This window comes from Plantactinospora sp. BC1, from assembly GCF_003030345.1.
GTDB lineage: Bacteria > Actinomycetota > Actinomycetes > Mycobacteriales > Micromonosporaceae > Plantactinospora.
Genome location: NZ_CP028158.1, coordinates 2622251 through 2641403, shown reverse-complemented (window position 1 = coordinate 2641403; position 19153 = coordinate 2622251). Strand labels below are relative to the sequence as shown.

Here is a 19153-nt window from a genome sequence, read left to right as displayed (position 1 = left end):
CCGAAGGAATGATCATGGCCAAGCGAATCGACGCGAACAGCGTCACCGCGTACTACGGCTCGTTCAAGGCGATCGAGGACATCCACCTCACCGTCGAACCGAAGACCGTCACCGCGCTCATCGGACCCTCGGGCTGCGGCAAGTCGACCTTCCTGCGCACCATCAACCGGATGCACGAGGTGCTGCCCGGTGCCCGGGTCGACGGCAAACTCACCATCGACGACCAGAACATCTACGAGCGGGACGTGGACGTGACCGCGGTCCGCCGGATGATCGGGATGGTCTTCCAGCGCCCCAACCCGTTCCCCACCATGTCGATCTTCGACAACGTGGTCGCCGGGCTGCGGCTCAACGGGGTACGCAAGAAGTCGGTCCTGGCGGAGTCGGCCGAGCGGGCGCTGCGCTCGGCGAACCTCTGGGACGAGGTCAAGGACCGGCTCGGCAAGCCCGGGGCGGGCCTTTCCGGCGGGCAGCAGCAGCGGCTCTGCATCGCCCGGACCATCGCGGTCGAGCCGCAGGTGGTGCTGATGGACGAGCCCTGCTCGGCGCTGGACCCGATCTCCACGCTGGCGATCGAGGACCTGATGTTCAAGCTCAAGGACCGCTACACGATCATCATCGTGACGCACAACATGCAGCAGGCGGCCCGGGTCTCGGACCGGACGGCCTTCTTCTCGATCGAGCGCACCGGCGACCCGGGCCGGCTCATCGAGTACGACGACACCCAGAAGATCTTCAGCAACCCGAGCGTGAAGAAGACCGAGGACTACATCACCGGCCGCTTCGGCTGAGCCCGGCACATCCGCTCTTCGGTGATCCCGGAGAGTCCGGCTCACCCTGGCAGGCCGAACTCTCCGGGATCACGTTTCAGTCGAGGTGGAAGTGCGGGGTGCCGTCTTCGGTCTCCGCGAGGCGGGGCATGATCGGGGTGGCCGGGGTGCGGGCGGCGGCGATCTCCGGCAGGGCGGTCAGGTCGGGGCAGGTGTCGAGTTCGGTCAGCGTGATCATGGTGGGCGGCAACATCGCCATCTCCCCCGCCGCCGCCCGGGCCAGCGCGTCCGCCGGCCGGATCCACTCGGTGTGGTCGGCCTCCCCGGAAACGTCCCGGGGCCGCTGCCCCATCGGCAGCAGCGCCACGAAGAAGTACGTGTCGAAGCGGCGCGGCTCGAACTCCGGGGTGACCCAGCGGCTCCAGGGCAGCAGCAGGTCGGAGCGGAGGGTGAGCCGGCAGTCCCGGAGCAGGTCGGCGAAGCCGGTACGCCGGTTCACCAGCGCCTGCCGGGCCCGCTCCCATTCGTCGCCGCTGACGTCGCCGACCACGGCCTGGTGGTCCGGGCCGGCGAGCAGCACTCCCGCCTCCTCGAAGACCTCGCGGGCCGCCGCGCAGACCACCGCCTGGGCCGCCCCGGGGGACAGGCCGAGCCGGTCGCCCCAGCCGGCGGCGTCCGGCCCGGTCCAGTCGAGCCGGATCTCGGAGTCGCCCGGGTCGACGCTGCCGCCCGGGAAGGCGTACATGCCGCCGAAGGTCATGCTGGCGGCGCGGCGGATCATGTACACCTCGAAGCCGGGTCGACCGGACGCGTCGGGCCGGAGCAGCAGCACGGTCGCGGCCGGCCGGGCGGCCACCGGCACCCCGCGCTCGGCATAGAACCGGCGGGCGTGCGCGGCGATCGACTCCGGGACGACGAAGCTGGTCATGCAGCGAGAGTAGTGGCACCACCGGCGCCGCCCGGCGAGCTGCCCGGCCGACCGGGGAGTAGTCGGTACGCGGACTGTCGAGCTGGGTGCACGGACGGGGCACGCAGAGCCGGGCCGCCGGTAACGGAGCGGGGCGCAGAAGCAGGTCGCGGGCGCACAAGCAGGTCGCGGACGCAGAAGCAGGTCGCGGGCGCACAAGCAGGTCGCGGACGCACAAGCAGGTCGCGGACGCACAAGCGGGCCGCGGGCGCACAAGCAGGTCGCGGACGCACAAGCAGGTCGCGGACGCACAAGCGGGCCGCGGACGCACAAGCAGGTCGCGGACGCACAAGCGGGCCGCGGACGCACAAGCAGGCCGCGGGCGCACAAGCAGGCCGCGGGCGCACAAGCGGGGCAGCTCGACAGTCTCGCTGGGCAGCTACTCCGGCCCGACGGCGCCGCCTCCCACGCGGCACGAGGTCAGGAAATCGGGTCGGCCGCCGTTCGAGGGACCCCGCACGCCGCCGCGCCCGCGCAGGGAGCGGGAGCGGGAGCGGGAGCGGGAGCGGCTGGAGGTAACCGCAGCCCGAGTCGCGAGGGGCGGCTGACGTGGTGGACGATGATCGGGTTCACGCAGCCGGCCACGTCGGGTCGCCGGGAATGCCCCCGGGCTGTTCCCCGCCGGCCCGTAGTCGAAGAGGTTCCATGGCGCAGCAATCTGGCAGCGAAAGCAAGACCCGTTGGGGCATCCTGGCCACCGGTTACATCGCGGCGACCTTCGTCGAGGACCTGAAGCTGCTGCCGGACGCCGAGGTGGTGGCGGTCGGTTCCCGTACCCCGGAGACGGCCCGCGCCTTCGCCGACCGGCACGGGGTGCCCCGGGCGTACGGGTCGTGGCAGGAGTTCGCCGCCGACGACGAGATCGACGTGGTCTACGTCGCCACCCCGCACGCCGCGCACTTCGAGGCCACGACGGCCTGCCTCGACGCCGGCCGGGCGGTACTGGTCGAGAAGCCGATCACCCTGGACCGGGCCGCCGCACAGCAACTCGTCGACGCGGCCCGTGCCGGCAACCGCTTCCTGATGGAGGCGATGTGGATGCGGTGCAATCCGGTCGTACTCCGGATCCTGGAGCTGATCGCCGACGGTGCGATCGGCGAGGTGACCAGCGTGCAGGCGGACTTCGGGGTCGCCGGGCCGTTCCCGCCGGAGCACCGGATGCGGGCCCGGGCGCTCGGCGGCGGCGCCCTGCTGGACCTCGGGGTCTATCCGGTCAGCCTGGCGCACCTGCTGCTCGGCCGGCCGGACCAGGTCCGCTCCTGGGCCAGGATCAGCCCGGAGGGGGTGGACGAGAACACCGGGATCATCCTCGGCTACGACTCGGGCGCGGTCGCCACGCTGAGCTGCGGCATGATCGGCGCGACCCGGGTGGCGGCGGTGATCACCGGGCGGACCGGCCGGATCGAGCTGGCCCCGCCGTTCTACCGGCCCGGCCAGGTCACCCTGCTCCGGGACGGCGCCGACCCGGAACTGCTGCCGGTCGACCTGACCGGCTCGGGTTACCAGCACGAGGCGGCCGAGGTGCAGCGCTGCCTCGCCGCCGGGCTGCTGGAGAGCCCGCTGGTGCCGCACGCCGCCACCCTGGAGGTGATGGGCCTGCTCGACGACATCCGCGAGCAGATCGGCGTCACGTACCCCTGACCGTCCCGGCGCTCCCGCCCGGCCCGACCGGTGGGCCGGACCGGCCGGTGGGCCGGACGAGGCGGGGCGGGAGGCTCAGAAGAGCGGGTTGACCACGACGTACATCAGGGCGCCGATCGAGCCGGCCGCCGGGAAGGTCAGGATCCAGGCGCCGACGATGTTGCCGGCGACGCCCCACCGGACGGCGGAGAGCCGCTTGGTCGCCCCGACGCCCATGATCGCAGAGGTGATGGTGTGCGTGGTGGAGATCGGTGCGCCCAGCACCAGGGCGTTGAAGTAGAGCACCCCGCTGGCGACGGTCTCGGCGGCGAAGCCCTCCGGCGGCCGGAGGTCGATGATCTTCCGCCCGAGGGTACGGATGATCCGCCAGCCGCCCGCGTACGTGCCGAGGGCCAGTACGGTCGCCGAGGTCCAGAACGCCCACTCCGGGATGTGCTCGGCACTGCTCTGGTAGCCGCCGACGAAGAGGGCGAGCACCACGATGCCGATCGTCTTGGCGGCGTCCTGCATGCCGTGCCCGATCGACATCGCCGCCGCCGAGGCGGTCTGGGCCCACCGGAAGCCCCGGTTGAGCTTGCCGGGCTGCCCGTTCCGGAAGATCCACTGAACGGCGACCATGACCAGGTAACCGAGGAGGAAACCGACCAGCGGCGAGAGGATCATCGGCAGTACGACGCTCTCCCCGATGCCCTTCCAGAGCACCGTGCCGGAGGCGGCCAGCGTCGACCCGACCAGCCCGCCGATCAGCGCGTGCGAGGACGAGGAGGGCAGGCCGAAGTACCAGGTGATCAGGTTCCAGGTGATCGCGCCGATCACCCCGGCGAAGACGATGCCGAGGCTGGAGACGCCGGGCGGCAGCTCGACCAGGCCGGAGCCGACCGTCTTGGCCACGTCCGCGCCGAAGTGCGCGCCGATGAAGTTGCCGATCGCCGCCATGCCGAGCGCGACCCGGGGGGTCAGCGCCCGGGTGGAGATGCTGGTGGCGATCGCGTTCGCGGCGTCGTGGAACCCGTTGGTGTAGTCGAAGAGCAGCGCGACGGCGATCACCGCCAGTACGGCGATGAGTTCAGGTTCCACGGGTCAGCTTTCCTTGACCGCGATGGTCTCGACGGTGTTGGCGACGTGCTCGAACGCGTCGCAGGCCGCCTCCAGCTCGTCGGCGACCTCCTTCATCTTGAGCACGGTCAGTGCGTCGTACTCGCCGGAGAAGAGCCGGACCAGCAGCATCCGGTACGCCTGATCGCCGTCGTTCTCCAGCCGGTTGCACTCGATCCAGTAGTCCTCGAGGTCCTTCATCGCCCGCAGCCGGGGCATCGCCTCGGCGGTGAGCTTGGCCTGCTGGTCGAGGACGTTCACCAGCTCGTGCATCTCCCGGGGCAGCGACGGCAGCTTGGTCAGCCCGTAGAGGTAGAGCAGGTTGCCGACCGCCTCCAGGTGGTCCATCACGTCGTCGAGCAGCGAGCCGAGCCGGTAGATGTCCTCCCGGTCGAACGGCGTCACGAAGGTCGAGTTGATCTTCTTGTACAGCTCGTGGGTGATCTGGTCGCTGTCGTGCTCGACCTCGGTGAGCCGCTCGCTGACCGACTGCACGTCGACCCCGGGCAGCGCCAGCTCGTTGAGCAGCTCGGTACCCCGCACAAGGTTCTGAGCGGCCCTGGTGAACAACTCGTAGAACGCGCCCTCGGAGGGGCGGAGGGAAAACTTCACGGCACGGAACCTCGTTGCGTCGGCGGACGGGTGGCGGGCCGCAAGAGGCTGCCCCTTGGGGAATGCTAGGAAACCTCGGATCGTAGTTTTCGCCCGCCCACCCCTGGTCAGAGGCGGTTCATCTGGCATTCATCTGATGTTCACCTTGGCCGCCGGCAGGCCGGCACGAACCCGACCGAACAGACCCACATCACCGGCGGTGTGAGATTCACCGCGCCGAGACCGCCGGCCGACGATCCGCGCGCGGCGAACACCCGGGTCGGAGCTAACCTCGCGGAAGGGACGTACGGCGGCGGGGGAGGCAGCGGTGCGCGATCTGGCCGGCGAGTTCGAGGCCGAACGGGCCCACCTGACCATGGTCGCCTACCGGATGCTCGGCAGCTGGGCGGAGGCGGAGGACGCCGTACAGGAGACCTGGCTGCGCTACGCCACCGCCCTGGACACCCCGCAGGCCCGCGCCGAGGTACGCGACCTGCGGGCCTGGCTCACCACCGCCACCGCCCGGATCTGTCTGGACGTGCTCCGCTCCGCCCGGGTACGCCGGGAGTCCTACCACGGTGAGTGGCTGCCGGAGCCGATCGTCAGCCGGCTCACCGACCCGGCCGGCGGCCCGGACGGCTTCGCGCCCGACCCCGCCGAGCGGGCCGCGCACACCGAGCAGGTCGGCATCGCCCTGCTGACCGTGCTCGAACGACTCGGCCCGGAGCAACGGGTCGCGTTCGTCCTGCACGACGTCTTCGCGGTGCCCTTCGCGGAGATCGCCACGGTGCTCGGGACCAGCCCGGCCGCCGCCCGGCAGCTCGCCTCCCGGGCCCGGCGGGCGGTCGCCGAGGAGGGCCCGCGCCGCTCCGCCGACCCGGCCGAACACCAGCGGCTGGTCAGCGCCTTCCTGGCGGCCATCGAGTCCGGCGAACCCGAGCGGCTGCTCGAGGTGCTCGCCCCGGACGTGGTCTTCGTCGGCGACGGCGGCGGCCTCTTCCCGACCTCGCGGCACCCGGTGGTCGGCGCGGTCAAGGTCGCCCGGTTCACGCTCGGCCTGATCCGCCGGGCCGCGTGGGACACCAGCAACCTGCGGATGCGGCCGGTACTCGTCAATGGCACGCTCGGCCTCCAGATCGAGGCGGACTACCGGCCGGGCATGCCGCTGCACGGCGTCATGTGGTTCACCGCCGCCGACGGCCGGATCACCGCCGCCTACCACCAGCTCAACCCGGAGAAGCTGACCCGGGTACCCCGGATGGGGCCGGACGAGCACCCCTGGCAGCTCCGGCGCTGAGCTGCGCCGCGCGGCGTCCGCGCCCGCCCGGGGCGCGTCGGCGCCGGGATCAGACGACCAGCGCCAGCCACTTCCGGTACGCCGACGCGAACGGCTCGGTACCGTCGCCGAGCGCGACGTGCAGCCACTCCGCGGCGGCCCGGGCCTGCGCCACCGTCTCCTCGGGATAGCCGAACCGGTCCCGGTGCTCGGCGAACTCGTCCTCGTCGCGCAGCTCCACCAGGCCGGTGCCGCGTCGGCGCACCACGTCGAGGTCGAGGTCGATCAGGTGGACGGTGTCCCCCTCCCAGCGGGCCGGGCTGGTGATGTCGCAGTAGACCTCGCTGGTCCGCGGCGGCGGGTTGAACATCGCGCTCCACCACGTGCCGTGTGGCACCAGCAGCACGAACGGGATCTGTTCCACCGAGGGGCGGCCGTGGTAGACCGATGCCGTCCCGGCGGTCACGCCGAGCCACACGCCGAGGTCGTCCTCGGTCAGTCTGCGGGCGGGGTAGTCCCGGTGCGCGGTGCCGTCGTACTTGCGGTAGACGACTCGGACCACATCGCTCGACATGCCCGCACCCTAGCCGATGTGGCCCAGTACGCGCGGTGCGCGAAGCGGCCGGCAGGCGTCGGAATCGACAACATCGCCCCTGCCCGGGGGCGGGGTCGTGGACCCGCCGGGGCGAGGGAGCGCGGCGGTGTCGGGAACGGCGGGTACGGTCGCACGGTGACCGTGCCCGCCACCGACGCCAGCGTCCCCACCCTGATCGGCTCCGAGGCGGCGGAATCCGGCCGACCCCCGGCGCCCCGGTCCCGTCGGCGCCGCCGGGGCGACCGCCCCAGCGGAGCGGAGCTGCTCGCCGCGGCGGTCGGTGCCGTGCCGGGCGGCAGGGCCCGCCCCGGGCAGCAGCAGATGGCCGCCGCGATCGAGGAGAGCATCCTCTCCGGCGAGCACCTGTTGGTGCAGGCCGGCACCGGCACCGGCAAGTCGCTGGCGTACCTCGCCCCGGCGCTGACCGTGGACGGTCCGGTGGTGGTCTCCACGGCGACCCTCGCGCTCCAGTCCCAGCTCGTCGAGCACGACCTGCCCCGGCTCGCCGACGCGGTCACCCCGGTCCTCGGCGAGCGGCCGACGTTCGCGGTGCTGAAGGGCCGGCACCACTACCTCTGCCTGGCCCGGCTGGAGAACTCCACAGAGGACGAGCCGGAGGACACCCTCTTCGACACGCCCGGCCGGGGCGGTGGTGGCGGCGGGATGAAGTGGCTCGGTGAGGCCGGTCGGCTGGGCAAGCAGATCGAGCGGATCCGGGACTGGGCGATGGAGACCGGGACCGGTGACCGTGACGAGCTCGACCCGGGCGTCGACGACCAGGCGTGGCGGCTGGTCTCGATGCCGGCCCGGGAGTGCGTCGGCGCCGGCCGCTGCCCGTACGGCACCGAGTGCTTCGCCGAGGCGTCCCGGGCCCGCGCCCGGGAGGCGGACGTGGTGGTGACCAACCACAGCCTGCTCGCCGTCGACATGCTCGCCGGCCGGCACATCGTGCCGCCGCACAAGCTGCTGGTGATCGACGAGGCGCACGAGCTGGCGGACCGGGTCTCCTCGGCGGCGCAGGCGGAACTGATCCCGGAGCTGATCGACCGGGCCGCCCGGCGCAGCCGGCCGCTGCTCGACCCGGAACTGGCCGAGTCGCTGGTGGCGGCCGGCGACTCGCTGGCGGTGGGGCTCGCCGAGGCGCCGGCCGGGCGGATCACCGGCGAGCTGCCGGGGCCGCTGCGCGAGGCGTGCACGCTGCTGGACGCGGCGACCCGGGGCGCGCTGGAGAAGATCGGCGACGTGAAGGCCGACGATCCCGACCCGGTACGCAAGCAGCAGGCGAAGGCCGTACTCGACGACCTCTCCAAGACCGCCCAGCGGCTGCTGGAGGAGGCCGACCACGACGTGGCCTGGGTGGAGAAGCCGGACGGTGGCGGCGCCGGCCGGCGGGCCCTGGTCGTCGCCCCGCTCTCCGTGGCCGGCACCCTCGCCACCCACCTGTACGAGGACCGCACCGTCGTCGCCACCTCGGCCACGCTCGCCCTCGGCGGCCGGTTCGACACCGTGGCCCGGGCGCTCGGGCTCGCCGCACCGGCCGATCCGGCGGTCGACCCGACCCGGCCGCACCCGCGCGCGGCGGCGCTGCGGACGGTACGCCCCGACGCCGGGAAGGCGGAGAGCGCCAAAGCGGACGTGGAGAAGGCGAAAGCGGACGTGGGGAACGCGAAAGCGGGGACCCCGAAGGCGGACGGGTCGCAGCCGGACGCCGGCTGGCGCTCGCTCGACGTCGGCTCCCCGTTCGACTACCCGCGCCAGGGCATCCTCTACGTCGCCGCGCATCTGCCCCGGCCCAGCGCCTCGGGGCTGCCGGCGGCGGCCGGCGAGGAACTGCTCGGGCTGGTGGGCGCGCTCGGCGGCCGTACCCTGGGGCTCTTCTCGTCCCGGCGGGCCGCCCTGCAGGCCGCCGAGCTGCTCCGGGCCCGCACCGACCTGCCGATCCTGCTCCAGGGCGAGGAGGCGCTGCCGCTGCTGGTCCGCCGCTTCCGCCAGGAGCGGGCGAGCTGCCTCTTCGGGGTGATGTCGCTCTGGCAGGGCGTGGACGTGCCCGGCGACTCCTGCCAGCTCGTCGTGATCGACCGGCTGCCGTTCCCGCGCCCGGACGAGCCGCTGGCGGCGGCCCGGGCGGCCGCGGTGGACGCGTCGGGCGGTTCGGGCTTCGCCTCGGTGAGCGTGCCGATCGCCGCCGTACGGCTGGCCCAGGGGGTCGGCCGGCTGATCCGGTCGACCGGCGACAAGGGCGTGGTGGCGGTACTCGACTCCCGGCTGGAGACCGCCCGGGGGTACGGCGCCTTCCTGCGGAAGTCGCTGCCGCCGTTCTGGTACACCACCCGGCCGGAGGTCGCCCGGGGCGCCCTGGAGCGGCTCGGCCAGTCCTGAGCCGCTCCGGTGCCGGAAGCGCTGCCTACGGTGCCTTCGCGGCGACCACCACCGCGTCCGGGGGTACCGCGGGCGGCCGGCGGTGCGCGAGTCGCCGGACGGCGGTGTTCAGCACCGCGATCAGCGGTACCGAGACCAGCGCGCCGACGATGCCGGCCAGCACCACTCCGGCGGCGATCCCGACGATCACCGCGAGCGGGTGGATCGCCACCGCCCGACCCATGATCAGCGGTTGCAGGATGTGTCCCTCGACCTGCTGCACCCCGATCACCACGCCGAGGATGATCAGCGCGGTCACCCAGCCGCTGTCGACCAGCGCGACCAGCACCGCCACCGCGCCGGAGAGGGTGGCGCCGACGATCGGGATGAACGCGCCGAGGAAGACCAGCGCGGCCAGCGGGAACGCGAACGGGATGTCGAAGATCACCAGGAAGATGCCGATCCCGACCGCGTCGATGAACGCGACCAGTACGGTCGCCCGGACGTACGCGACCAGCGTCGCCCAGGAGGCCCGGCCGGCGTCGTCGACCCGCCACCGGGCGGCGACCGGGAGCAGCCGGACGAGGAAGCGCCAGATCTTCTCGCCGTCCCGGAGGAAGAAGAAGGTGGCGAAGAGCACCAGCAGTGTCCCGGTGAGCAGCTCGGCGACGGTCGCGGCGGTGGAGACCGCGCCGCTGGTCAACGCCTGGGTGTTCTCGTTGATCCACTGCTCGCCCTGCTCGATGTACGAGTTGAGCTGGTTGTCCGACATGTGCAACGGCCCGGTCTTCAGCCACTCCTGGATCTTCCGGATGCCGTCGGTCGCGTTGCGGCTCAGGTCCGGTACGCCCTGGATGAACTCGTTGACCACCAGGGTGAGCGTGCCGACCACCGCGGCCAGCCCGGCGACCAGCACCACGGCGGTGGCCAGGGAGCGGGGGAACCGGGCCCGGAGCAGCAGCCCGACCAGCGGGGCCAGCAGGGCGGAGAGCAGCAGGGCGATCGCCAACGGGATGATCACGATCCGCACCGCGCCGACCAGCCGCAGCAGCGCCCAGGCGACCAGGCCGATGACGATCAGCCGCCACGACCAGGCGGCGGCGATCCGCAACCCGTGCGGCACGTCCGCGTCATCCCGGCTCGACGTCGACGGGTGCAGTTCCCTGGCCGGTTCGTCCACGACCGGCGGCGAGACCGGCGCGACGTCGGCGGGCGTGGCGCCCGGACGACCCTCCGCCGGATCGGCGTGCCCGCCGGACGGGTCCGACGACCGTCCGAACGCGTACGCGCGACGGATCCTTGCTCGTAGCTGCTCGAAACGGCGCAAGCGCACCTCCCACGGCGGAATCGGCCTTCCTACGGTAGCCGCACCCGGACCTGCCGGCTCGGAACGGCCGGCCGGGGGTGACGCCGCCGACCTGCCCGGGGTGGCACGCGGTACCGTTCCGGTCGTGACCGCCGAGGAAACCAACGACAACGGCCTGCCCATCCGCCTGCTGCACGACCGGGTGCTGGTGCGGGCGGACGGCGGCGAGGGCGAGCGGCGCTCGACCGCCGGCATCGTCATCCCGGCGACCGCCTCGATGGGCCGGCGGCTGGCCTGGGCGACCGCGGTGGGTGTCGGTCCGAACGTCCGCTCCATCGTCTCCGGCGACCGGGTGCTCTTCGACCCCGACGACCGGTCCGAGGTCGAGTTGCACGGCCGGGAGTACGTGCTGCTGCGCGAGCGTGACGTGCACGCCGTCGCCGCCCAGCGGGTGGAGACCGACTCCACCGGCCTCTACCTGTGACGCCCCCGGCCGCCCGCCAGCACTGACACCCGCCCGGCGCACCGCCCGGCCACCCGCCCCGCCCGGCACCCCTGCCGGGCCGGCCGGGTCAGCGCCGGTACGGCCCCGGCCAGGGCCCGGCCGGCCCGGAGCCGGGTGCGGGCGGTCCGCCGTACGGGGCGGGTGCACCGGGGTACGGGCCGGGTGCACCGGGGTACGGGGCCGGCGGGCCGCCGTACGGGCCGTACCCGGGTGCGGCGTAGACCGGAGCCGGCGGGGGCGGCGGTGCCACCAGGACCACCGGGATCGGCACCACCGGTTCGGCCGGGGCCGGCAGGGACCGGCGGGAGCCGTCCGGGAACGACAGGTGGTAGCGGGAGCCGTCCCAGATCCCGGCCGGGGCCTGCGGATCGCGGCCGACGAAGACCCTGCGGGCGGCCTGGATCGCGTCGAGCAGCCGGCGTTCCTCGTCGAGCCTGCGGGCGAGCTGCGCCGGCCGGTGCTCCAGCCCGCGCACCAGCCCGTCCCGGAGCAGGGCGAGCCGGGTCGCGGAGATCTGGAGCGCCCGCATCGCCTTGGCGCCCTCCTCACCGGCGATCCGGCGGGCCCAGCGGCGGGCCGCGTGCCGCCGGCCGAGGGTGCCGAGCGCGGCCAGTTCGGGTGGGGTGAGCCAACCCGTCGACACGTAGTCGGGGAGCCGCCGCTGGGTGAGCCGCCCCTCCCAGCTCCGCACCCAGACGGCGAGGCCGACCACGCCCAGGAAGATCGGCACCATCAGCCCGAGGTAGCTGTAGAGCAGGATCAGCGGCTCAGCGAAGAGCTGGGTGAGGGTCGCGGCCAGGTTCCAGGCGCCGTGCAGGATCATCGCCAGCAGCAGGCCGGCGAGCGGGGCGAGGATCCGGATCGGGCGGCTGCCCGACCGGACGGCGATGCCGAGCCCGATGCCGGTCATCGAGGTGAAGAGCGGGTGGGCGAAGCCGCTGATCAGGACCCGCAGGATGAAGATCCCGAAGACGTTCTGCGCACCGGTGGCCGGGCCGTACTGGTCGACGCCCTCGGCGTAGCCGTGCAGGCCGAAGTAGAGGATGTTCTCGACCATGGCGAACCCGACCGCCGACAGGCCACAGTAGACGATGCCGTCGGTGATGCCGGACCACTTGCGGCGCTGGTAGAGCAGGAGCAGGAGCGGGCCGAGCGCCTTGGTCAGCTCCTCGATGAAGGGCGCGACCAGCACGCCGACCAGCGGTAGCGGGAGCTGGAGCGTGTCGGCCGCGAAGGTGTTGGTCCGGAGCGCGGCGAAGGTGGAGACCGCGGCACCCCAGCCGAGGCAGAAGGCCAGATACTTGACCGGCTCCGGGTCGTACCGGTCGAGCCAGAGGAAGCAGGCGACCAGCACCGGCACCGGCAGCGCCGCCGCGGCCAGCCCGATCAGCGGCGGCGTGACCCCGGCCGGCGACACCAGCTCCCAGGCCATCAACACCGCGCAGACGACGATCAGCGCGATCGCCCCGATCATCGTCAGCAGCCGGGCCCGGCTCCGCCGCTCGGGCGCCGCCACCTGCGGCAGGCTGCCCGCGGAGGGCGGGAACTGCCCCGACGGGGCGGGCGGCCACGGCGGGGTCGGCGACGGCGGCTGGGGCGCCGCCGCACCGGGCGGGGTGTCGGCCATGTGATCAGCGTAGTTCCTCCGGACAGCCCGGCCGGAGCACAACCGGGCCGGTTATGCTCTCTGGCAGGTCACGAGCGCCAGCGTCAAGCCCCGGCTTGCTGGCCGGCAACCCTCGTCGAGGTTCGCGGTGGGGTGCCCCGGGTGATGACCGGGCTCGGTGCACACCGCACCGGGCAAGCGCGGACCCCGTTCCCACCCGCTCCGGGGTCCCTGGCCACCGGAGGTATCCCCGATGAGCAGCACCGTCGTTTCCGCGCCCGCCCGGCCGACCGGCGTGGCCGCGCCGGCAACGCCGACCCCGGCAACCCTGACCCCGGCAACCCTGGCCCCGGCGGCGCCGCTCGCGGTGCTCGGGGTGCCGGGACAGGTCAACCTCGACTACGCCGCCACCGCACCGTGCGCGCGGGCCGCCGCCGACGCCGTGGCCGAGCTGCTGCCCTGGTACGGCAGCGTGCACCGGGGCGCCGGAGCGCTCTCCCGGCGCAGCACGCTGGCGTACGAGCGGGCCCGGCAGCAGGTCGGCGACTTCCTCGGGGTACGCGCGGACGACCACGTCGTCTTCACCCGCAACACCACCGACGCGCTCAACCTGCTGGCCCGGGCCCTGCCGCCCGGCACCCGGGTGGTGACCTTCGCCGCCGAGCACCACGCCAACCTGCTGCCCTGGCCGGCCGGTACGGTCCGGTTGCCGGTGCCGGGCTCGGCCGGCGACGCCGTGCGGGCGGTCGACGCGGCACTGCGGGAACTGCGCCGGGGCAGCGGCGGCGGGGCACCGATCCTGGTCGCGGTGACCGGGGCCAGCAACGTCACCGGCGAGTGCTGGCCGGTCGCCGACCTGGCCCGGGTCGCCCACCGGCACGGCGCCCGGATCGCGCTGGACGCCGCCCAGCTCGCCCCGCACGCCGAACTGGACATCGCCGCCCTGACCGTCGACTACGTGGCCGTTTCCGGACACAAGCTGTACGCGCCGTTCGGGATCGGCGTACTGGCCGGGCGGGCGGACTGGCTCGACGCCGCCCCGCCGTACCTGGCCGGTGGCGGTGCGACCCTCGGCGTCGGGGCGGCCACCCATGACGTGCGCTGGGCCGAGGGGCCCGCCCGGCACGAGGCGGGCACCCCCAACCTGCTCGGCGCGGTGGCGCTGGCCGGGGTCTGCACCGCCCTGGCCGAGGCGGACCGGGCCGCGCTGTACGCGCACGAGCAGGCCCTGCTCGCCCGGCTCCGGTCCGGGCTCGCCGCCCTGCCGGAGGTGGTCGAACTGCGTACCTTCGACGCGGCCGCGCCCCGGGTCGGCATCGTCTCGTTCGTGGTCGCCGGCCGGGACTCGGCGGCGGTCGCGGCCGACCTCGCCCAGCGCTGGCAGCTCGGGCTGCGGGACGGGCTGTTCTGCGCGCACCCGCTGGCCCGGCGGTTGCTCGCCGAGGCGGCCACCCGGAGCGGACGGCGGGACCTGCCGCCGACCGCGCTGCGCGCCAGCATCGGGCTGGGCAGCACCGCCGGGCACGTCGACCGGCTGCTCACCGCCCTGGCGGCGATCCGCTGACTTAGCCCGCGCCCGGCGAGGGCGTGCTGCCGGGCGGGGACCGGCTCCGGTCAGCGGGCCGGGCCCCGCTCGCCCGAGGGGCCGCCGGAGCGCCCGGTCGACGGCGGGGTGCCGGGCTGCCGGGCGGCCTCCGCGGCGGCCTCCCCGGCGTGCCCGCCGGCCGCCCGGCGTACGAGCTGGTTCGCCTCCAGGCGTTCGATGCCGGTGGCCCGGAGCAGGTCACTGCCGGTGGTACGCACCTGCGCGATCACCACGCTGCCGGAGAACCCGACCCCCTCGGCGTACGCCCGACCGGCCTGGCCGATCGCCTGCAACGCCTGCTCCCGGGCCGCCTCCGGGCGTATGCCGTGCCCGAGGTCCCGGCGCAGCAGCCGTACCGCCTCGGCGAGCATGGTGACCGCGTTCGACATCTCCTCCGGGATCGGCTCCTCGTCCTCCAGCGCGGTGACCGCCCGCCGGATCAGGGTCCCGCTGTTGTGCACCGCGTGCTCGATGTACTCGGAACTCTCCACGTACTGGGTCAGCGCGCCCCGGCGGCGCCAGCGCACCGGGGCCAGCAGCGCGGTTTCCCGGCCGCCCTCCAGCGCCTCCTCGAAGCCCTGGAAGTGCTCCTCCACCTGGCGGAGCCGGTCCAGCGCGGCCTGTGCCCGGGGCGCGTCCCGGGTCTTGATCGCCTCGGCGGTCTCGGAGAGTTCGTCGGCGAGCCGGCCCAGCGCCGGCCGGGCCGCCCGGTCCACGATCCGCAACGGGTTCAGCGGCAGCAGCAGCGCGAGCACCACCAGCCCGGCGAAGCCGCCGATCAGTGCGTCGATCACCCGGGGGAACTCGATGTTGGCCTCGTGCGGCATCTCGAGGGTCGCGATCAGCACGGCGGTGGCCGCCGCCTGGGTGACCACGGCCGGGCCTCCGCCGAGGAAGATGCTGACCACGATCGACAGGAAGACGATCAGACCGAGCTGCCACGGCCCGGTGCCGGCGGCGAAGACCAGTGCGTCGCCGAGACCGATGCCGATCGCGATCCCGAAGATCATTTCGACGGTACGGCGGAACCGCTGCCCGACCGAGGAGGCGAGGGTACCGATCGCGGAGATCGGTGCGAAGACCGGCGACGGGTTGCCCAGCAACTCGTGCGAGCCGAGCCAGGCCAGCGCGGCCGCCAGCGCCGCCTGGAGCGCCAGCACCAGGTTGAACCGTACGGCGTGCCAGCGGTCCCGCACGGTGGCCCGGGACCGGTTCCGGAACTCCTTCGCCAGGTTGGCGATCCGCTCCCGATCGAGGTCCACGGGCGTTTTGGCCACGGTGGCCCGGACGGAGCGCATGGCGGGGACTACCCGCTGACGAACCGGTCGAACCCGTTCGGACGGCACCGGTGAGCGTCGACCGGACTGTCCGGGGTGTTCCCCGACGGCCGGAAACGACCGTGGTCGGCGTACTCGTCGGGCGGCTAGCCTGCCAGGCATGCCGGATCTTCTCGACGACCTGCGGGCGGCGCTCGGCGACTCCGCCGTACTGACCGACCCCGACCTGCTCCGCGGCCACCAGCGCGACGAGGCCGACCTCTGTGCGGCCGGCATGCCGGCGGTGGTGGTCCGGCCCCGGACCACCGAGGAGGTGGTCGCGGTGGTCCGCACGGCCGCCGCGCACGGGGTACCGGTGGTGCCGCAGGGGGCCCAGACCGGGCTCGCCGGAGCCGCCAACGCGGTCGACGGGGCGGTGCTGCTCTCCACCGTGCTGATGGACGAGATCCGCGAGGTCGACCCGGTGAACCGGATCGCCGTGGTCCAGCCCGGCGTGGTCAACGCCATGCTCGCCGCCGCCGTCGCCAAGCACGGCCTGCGCTATCCGCCCGACCCCGGCTCGTGGGAGTCCTCCACCATCGGCGGCAACGTGGCGACGAACGCGGGCGGGATGTGCTGCGTCAAGTACGGCGTGACGACCGAGTACGTCCTCGGTCTGGAGGTGGTGCTCGCCGACGGCGAGGTGCTGCGCACCGGACGGCGTACCGCCAAGGGGGTCGCCGGGTACGACCTGACCCGGCTCTTCGTCGGCTCGGAGGGCACCCTCGGAGTGATCACCGAGGTGACCGTCTCGCTCCGGCCGGCCGCCGAGGAGTCGCTGACCCTGGTCGCGGTCTTCCCGTCCACCACCGCCGCCGGGCGGGCGGTCGCGGAGATCTCCGCCCGGGGGCTCAGCCCGAGCCTGCTGGAACTGCTCGACCGCACCCATCTGGGCGCGATCGAGGCGTACCGGCCGATGGGGTTGCGCACCGACGCCGAGGCGCTGCTGCTGGCCGCCGCCGACACCGGCCCCCGGGCCGCCGCCGACCTGGCCAGGCTCGCCGAGGTCTGCACGGCGAGCGGCGCCGACGAGGTCTTCGCGGCCACCGACGCCGAGGAGGCGGCGGCCCTGCTCCAGGCCCGTCGGCTGGCGCACCCGGCGATGGAACGGTTCGCCGCCGCCACCTATCCGGACGGCATCGGCGGGCTGGTCATCGACGACGTGGCGGTACCCCGGGACGCGCTCGCGGCGCTGCTCGACGGGGTGGCCCGGATCTCCGCCGAACACGACGTGCCGATCGGCGTGGTCGGGCACGCCGGGGACGGCAACATGCATCCGAACATCGTCGTCGACCGGGCCGACCCGGCGAACCTGGAGCGGGGCCGGCGCGCGTTCGACGCGATCATGGAGCTGGGTCTCTCGCTCGGCGGCACCTGCACCGGCGAGCACGGCGTCGGCCTGCTCAAGCGGGACTGGCTGGCCCGGGAGATCGGGCCGGTGGGCCTGCGGGTGCACCGGGCCATCAAGGACGCGCTCGACCCGACCGGGCTGCTCAACCCCGGCAAGGTGCTCTGACGGCGCGGCGCCACGCCGATCCCGGACGGGTCGGCCGGGCAGTGCGGCTCTGCGCCGGCCCTGGACGCGGGTCAGCCGGCCAGTTCCGCCCCGTCCCGGCCGGCGCCCCGGTCGGCGGCGAAACCGCGTACGTCCGGCGCCCCGACCCGGGCCGCGTCGGCGGTGGCGTCGTCCGGCATCCGCTGCGACTGCCGTTCCGCCTGCACCCGGGCCAGGTAGTGCTCGACCTCGCGGGCCCGGACCCGGGCGTCCCAGCCGAGCACCCGCCCCATGATCTCGGCGGCCTGCTCGGCCGACTCGACGCCCCGGTGCACCGTCTCGAACGAGATCCGGGTACGCCGGGTCAGCACGTCGTCGAGGTGCAGCGCCCCCTCGGCCCGGGCCGCGTACGCCACCTCGGCGGCGAGGTACTCCGGCGCCCCGGCCAGCGGGGAGCCGAGCAGCGGCTCGGCGTCGACCATCTCCAGCAGGTGGGTGGTGAGGTTGCCGTACCGCTCCAGCAGGTGTTCGACCACCCCGGCCTGTACGCCGTGCCGGCGGGCCAGGTCGGCCCGGTCCCGCCACAGCGCGGCGTAGCCGTCGGCGCCGACCAGCGGCAGGTCGGCGGTGCGTGAGGCGCGTACCCCGCCGAGCCGGCGGGCGGCCCGGTCGACCACGTCGGCGGCCATCACCCGGTACGTCGTGTATTTCCCGCCGGCCACCAGCAGCAGCCCGAGCATCGGCTCGTAGACGGCGTGTTCCCGGGAGAGCTTCGAGGTCGAGTCCGCCTCGCCGCTCAGCAGCGGGCGCAGCCCGGCGTAGACGCCCTCGATGTCGGCGGTCGTCAGCGGCCGGTCCAGCACGGTGTTGACCTGGTCGAGCAGGTAGTCGATGTCCCGGGCCGAGGCCGCCGGGTGGGCCCGGTCGAGCCGCCAGTCGGTGTCGGTGGTACCGATGATCCAGTGCCCGCCCCACGGGATCACGAAGAGCACCGAGGTCGGGGTACGCAGGATCAGTCCGGCCTCGCCGGTGATCGCCGATCGGGGCACCACCAGGTGTACCCCCTTGGAGGCCCGTACCCGCAGCCCGCGCCGTACGCCGACGTCGCCGAGGAGTTCGGACATGTCGTCGCTCCACACTCCGGTGGCGGCGATGACGGTGCGGGCGCGTACCTCGAACTCGGCGTCCGGGGAGCCGGGTGGCGCCTCCATGTCCCGGACCCGTACCCCGGTCACCTCGCGGGCCTGCCGGAGCAGGCCGACGACGCGGGCGCTGTTCACGGTCGCCGCGCCCAGGCTGGCCGCGGTGCGGGCCAGGGTGACCACCAGGCGGGCGTCGTCGACCTGCCCGTCGTAGTAGCGGATCGCCCCGGAGATCGCGTCGGCGCGGAGGCTCGGGAAGGTGCGCCGGGCTCCCTCCCGGGTGAGGTGCCGGTGCAGCGGCATGCCCCGCCCGCCGCCGAAGATCCCGGCGAAGGCGTCGTAGGCCGCGACCCCGGTGCCGTAGTAGGAGCGTCGCCAGGCCCGGCCGGCGAGTCCGGCCGGACCGCTGCCGGGCGGCAGCGGCACCAGGATCGGCACCGGGCGCACCAGGTGCGGTGCGAGCCGGGTGGCGAGCAGGCCCCGCTCGGTCAGCGCCTCGTGGACCAGGTGGAACTCCAGTTGCTCCAGGTAGCGCAGCCCGCCGTGGATCAGCTTGCTGGACCGGCTGGAGGTGCCGGAGGCGAAGTCGCGGGCCTCGACCAGGGCCACCTTGAGCCCTCGGGAGGCGGCGTCGAGTGCCGCCCCCGCGCCGGTCACCCCACCACCGATGACGAGTACGTCGAAGCGCTCGCTCCGCAGCCGTCGTAGGTCGGCGGCGCGGCGGGACGGGGAGAGCCGGCTGGCCTCGTTCCGGGAAAGGCTGGGGTCACGCACCCGTCCACGGTAGCCGTACCGGCGCCCGGAGCGGGCTCTGCGGGTGTCACTTCCGGCGGGGCCGGCGGCGGAGCGCACCGAACCGGAGGCGGAGGGCCGACCGCGGTCGTACCGTGGCGGCCGAGGTCGGC

Annotated in this window: 15 protein-coding genes and 1 riboswitch; of the genes, 7 read left to right on the top strand and 8 right to left on the bottom strand. The window is 74.0% G+C overall.

Translation table 11 applies throughout. From position 1 onward, the window contains the following. The first annotated feature begins 14 nt into the window (after positions 1 to 14). Entirely contained in the window at positions 15 to 791 is a 777-nt protein-coding gene (pstB, locus tag C6361_RS11160) for a phosphate ABC transporter ATP-binding protein PstB (protein ID WP_107263761.1), read from the top strand. Between the two features lie 76 nt (positions 792 to 867). Here the strand turns inward: pstB and C6361_RS11155 are convergent, their stop codons facing one another. After that, the gene (locus tag C6361_RS11155; RefSeq protein WP_107267688.1) at positions 868 to 1698 is read right to left on the bottom strand and encodes an NUDIX domain-containing protein; all 831 of its coding nucleotides are present in this window, start codon (positions 1696 to 1698) and stop codon (positions 868 to 870) included. 684 nt (positions 1699 to 2382) lie between these two features. On the opposite strand from C6361_RS11155, the gene C6361_RS11150 reads away from it, so the two are divergent. Then, the gene (locus tag C6361_RS11150) at positions 2383 to 3378 is read left to right on the top strand and encodes a Gfo/Idh/MocA family protein (protein ID WP_107267687.1); all 996 of its coding nucleotides are present in this window, start codon (positions 2383 to 2385) and stop codon (positions 3376 to 3378) included. A gap of 75 nt (positions 3379 to 3453) precedes the next feature. Here the strand turns inward: C6361_RS11150 and C6361_RS11145 are convergent, their stop codons facing one another. After that, positions 3454 to 4455, bottom strand: a complete 1002-nt coding sequence (locus C6361_RS11145; RefSeq protein WP_107257548.1) for an inorganic phosphate transporter — start codon at positions 4453 to 4455, stop codon at positions 3454 to 3456. A 3-nt stretch (positions 4456 to 4458) separates the two neighbouring features. Continuing rightward, a complete protein-coding gene (locus C6361_RS11140; protein ID WP_107257547.1) occupies positions 4459 to 5085 on the bottom strand; it encodes a DUF47 domain-containing protein in 627 nt (208 codons plus the stop codon). Between the two features lie 307 nt (positions 5086 to 5392). On the opposite strand from C6361_RS11140, the gene sigJ reads away from it, so the two are divergent. Then, on the top strand, positions 5393 to 6361 hold the full coding sequence (gene sigJ / locus C6361_RS11135; protein ID WP_107267686.1) for an RNA polymerase sigma factor SigJ: 969 nt from the start codon (positions 5393 to 5395) through the stop codon (positions 6359 to 6361). A gap of 49 nt (positions 6362 to 6410) precedes the next feature. On the opposite strand, the gene C6361_RS11130 is transcribed toward sigJ, so the two are convergent. Then, positions 6411 to 6914, bottom strand: a complete 504-nt coding sequence (locus C6361_RS11130; RefSeq protein ID WP_107257545.1) for a DUF402 domain-containing protein — start codon at positions 6912 to 6914, stop codon at positions 6411 to 6413. Between the two features lie 282 nt (positions 6915 to 7196). Here C6361_RS11130 and C6361_RS11125 point away from each other — a divergent pair, with 282 nt between their 5' ends. Next, the gene (locus C6361_RS11125) at positions 7197 to 9314 is read left to right on the top strand and encodes an ATP-dependent DNA helicase (protein ID WP_107270886.1); all 2118 of its coding nucleotides are present in this window, start codon (positions 7197 to 7199) and stop codon (positions 9312 to 9314) included. 25 nt (positions 9315 to 9339) lie between these two features. Here C6361_RS11125 and C6361_RS11120 read toward each other — a convergent pair whose 3' ends face one another. Beyond that, positions 9340 to 10641 (bottom strand): AI-2E family transporter, encoded by a 1302-nt coding sequence (locus C6361_RS11120; RefSeq protein WP_369931420.1) that lies wholly within the window; start codon positions 10639 to 10641, stop codon positions 9340 to 9342. Between the two features lie 103 nt (positions 10642 to 10744). Here C6361_RS11120 and C6361_RS11115 point away from each other — a divergent pair, with 103 nt between their 5' ends. Then, positions 10745 to 11083 (top strand): co-chaperone GroES, encoded by a 339-nt coding sequence (locus tag C6361_RS11115; protein ID WP_101369320.1) that lies wholly within the window; start codon positions 10745 to 10747, stop codon positions 11081 to 11083. Positions 11084 to 11171: 88 nt separating this feature from the next. Here C6361_RS11115 and C6361_RS11110 read toward each other — a convergent pair whose 3' ends face one another. Beyond that, on the bottom strand, positions 11172 to 12731 hold the full coding sequence (locus C6361_RS11110; RefSeq protein WP_107267684.1) for a PrsW family intramembrane metalloprotease: 1560 nt from the start codon (positions 12729 to 12731) through the stop codon (positions 11172 to 11174). Positions 12732 to 12797: 66 nt separating this feature from the next. After that, positions 12798 to 12917: riboswitch (SAM riboswitch) on the top strand. A 46-nt stretch (positions 12918 to 12963) separates the two neighbouring features. Between C6361_RS11110 and C6361_RS11105 the strand changes: the two genes are divergently transcribed. After that, positions 12964 to 14274, top strand: a complete 1311-nt coding sequence (locus C6361_RS11105; RefSeq protein WP_107267683.1) for an aminotransferase class V-fold PLP-dependent enzyme — start codon at positions 12964 to 12966, stop codon at positions 14272 to 14274. A gap of 50 nt (positions 14275 to 14324) precedes the next feature. On the opposite strand, the gene C6361_RS11100 is transcribed toward C6361_RS11105, so the two are convergent. Continuing rightward, positions 14325 to 15557 (bottom strand): aromatic acid exporter family protein, encoded by a 1233-nt coding sequence (locus tag C6361_RS11100; protein ID WP_107270885.1) that lies wholly within the window; start codon positions 15555 to 15557, stop codon positions 14325 to 14327. A 175-nt stretch (positions 15558 to 15732) separates the two neighbouring features. On the opposite strand from C6361_RS11100, the gene C6361_RS11095 reads away from it, so the two are divergent. Further along, positions 15733 to 17127, top strand: coding sequence for an FAD-binding oxidoreductase (locus C6361_RS11095; RefSeq protein ID WP_107267682.1), 1395 nt, complete (start codon positions 15733 to 15735; stop codon positions 17125 to 17127). A gap of 71 nt (positions 17128 to 17198) precedes the next feature. Here C6361_RS11095 and C6361_RS11090 read toward each other — a convergent pair whose 3' ends face one another. Further along, positions 17199 to 19022: a glycerol-3-phosphate dehydrogenase/oxidase gene (locus tag C6361_RS11090; RefSeq protein WP_107257540.1), complete on the bottom strand. Its 1824-nt coding sequence runs from the start codon at positions 19020 to 19022 to the stop codon at positions 17199 to 17201. Positions 19023 to 19153: the final 131 nt, after the last annotated feature.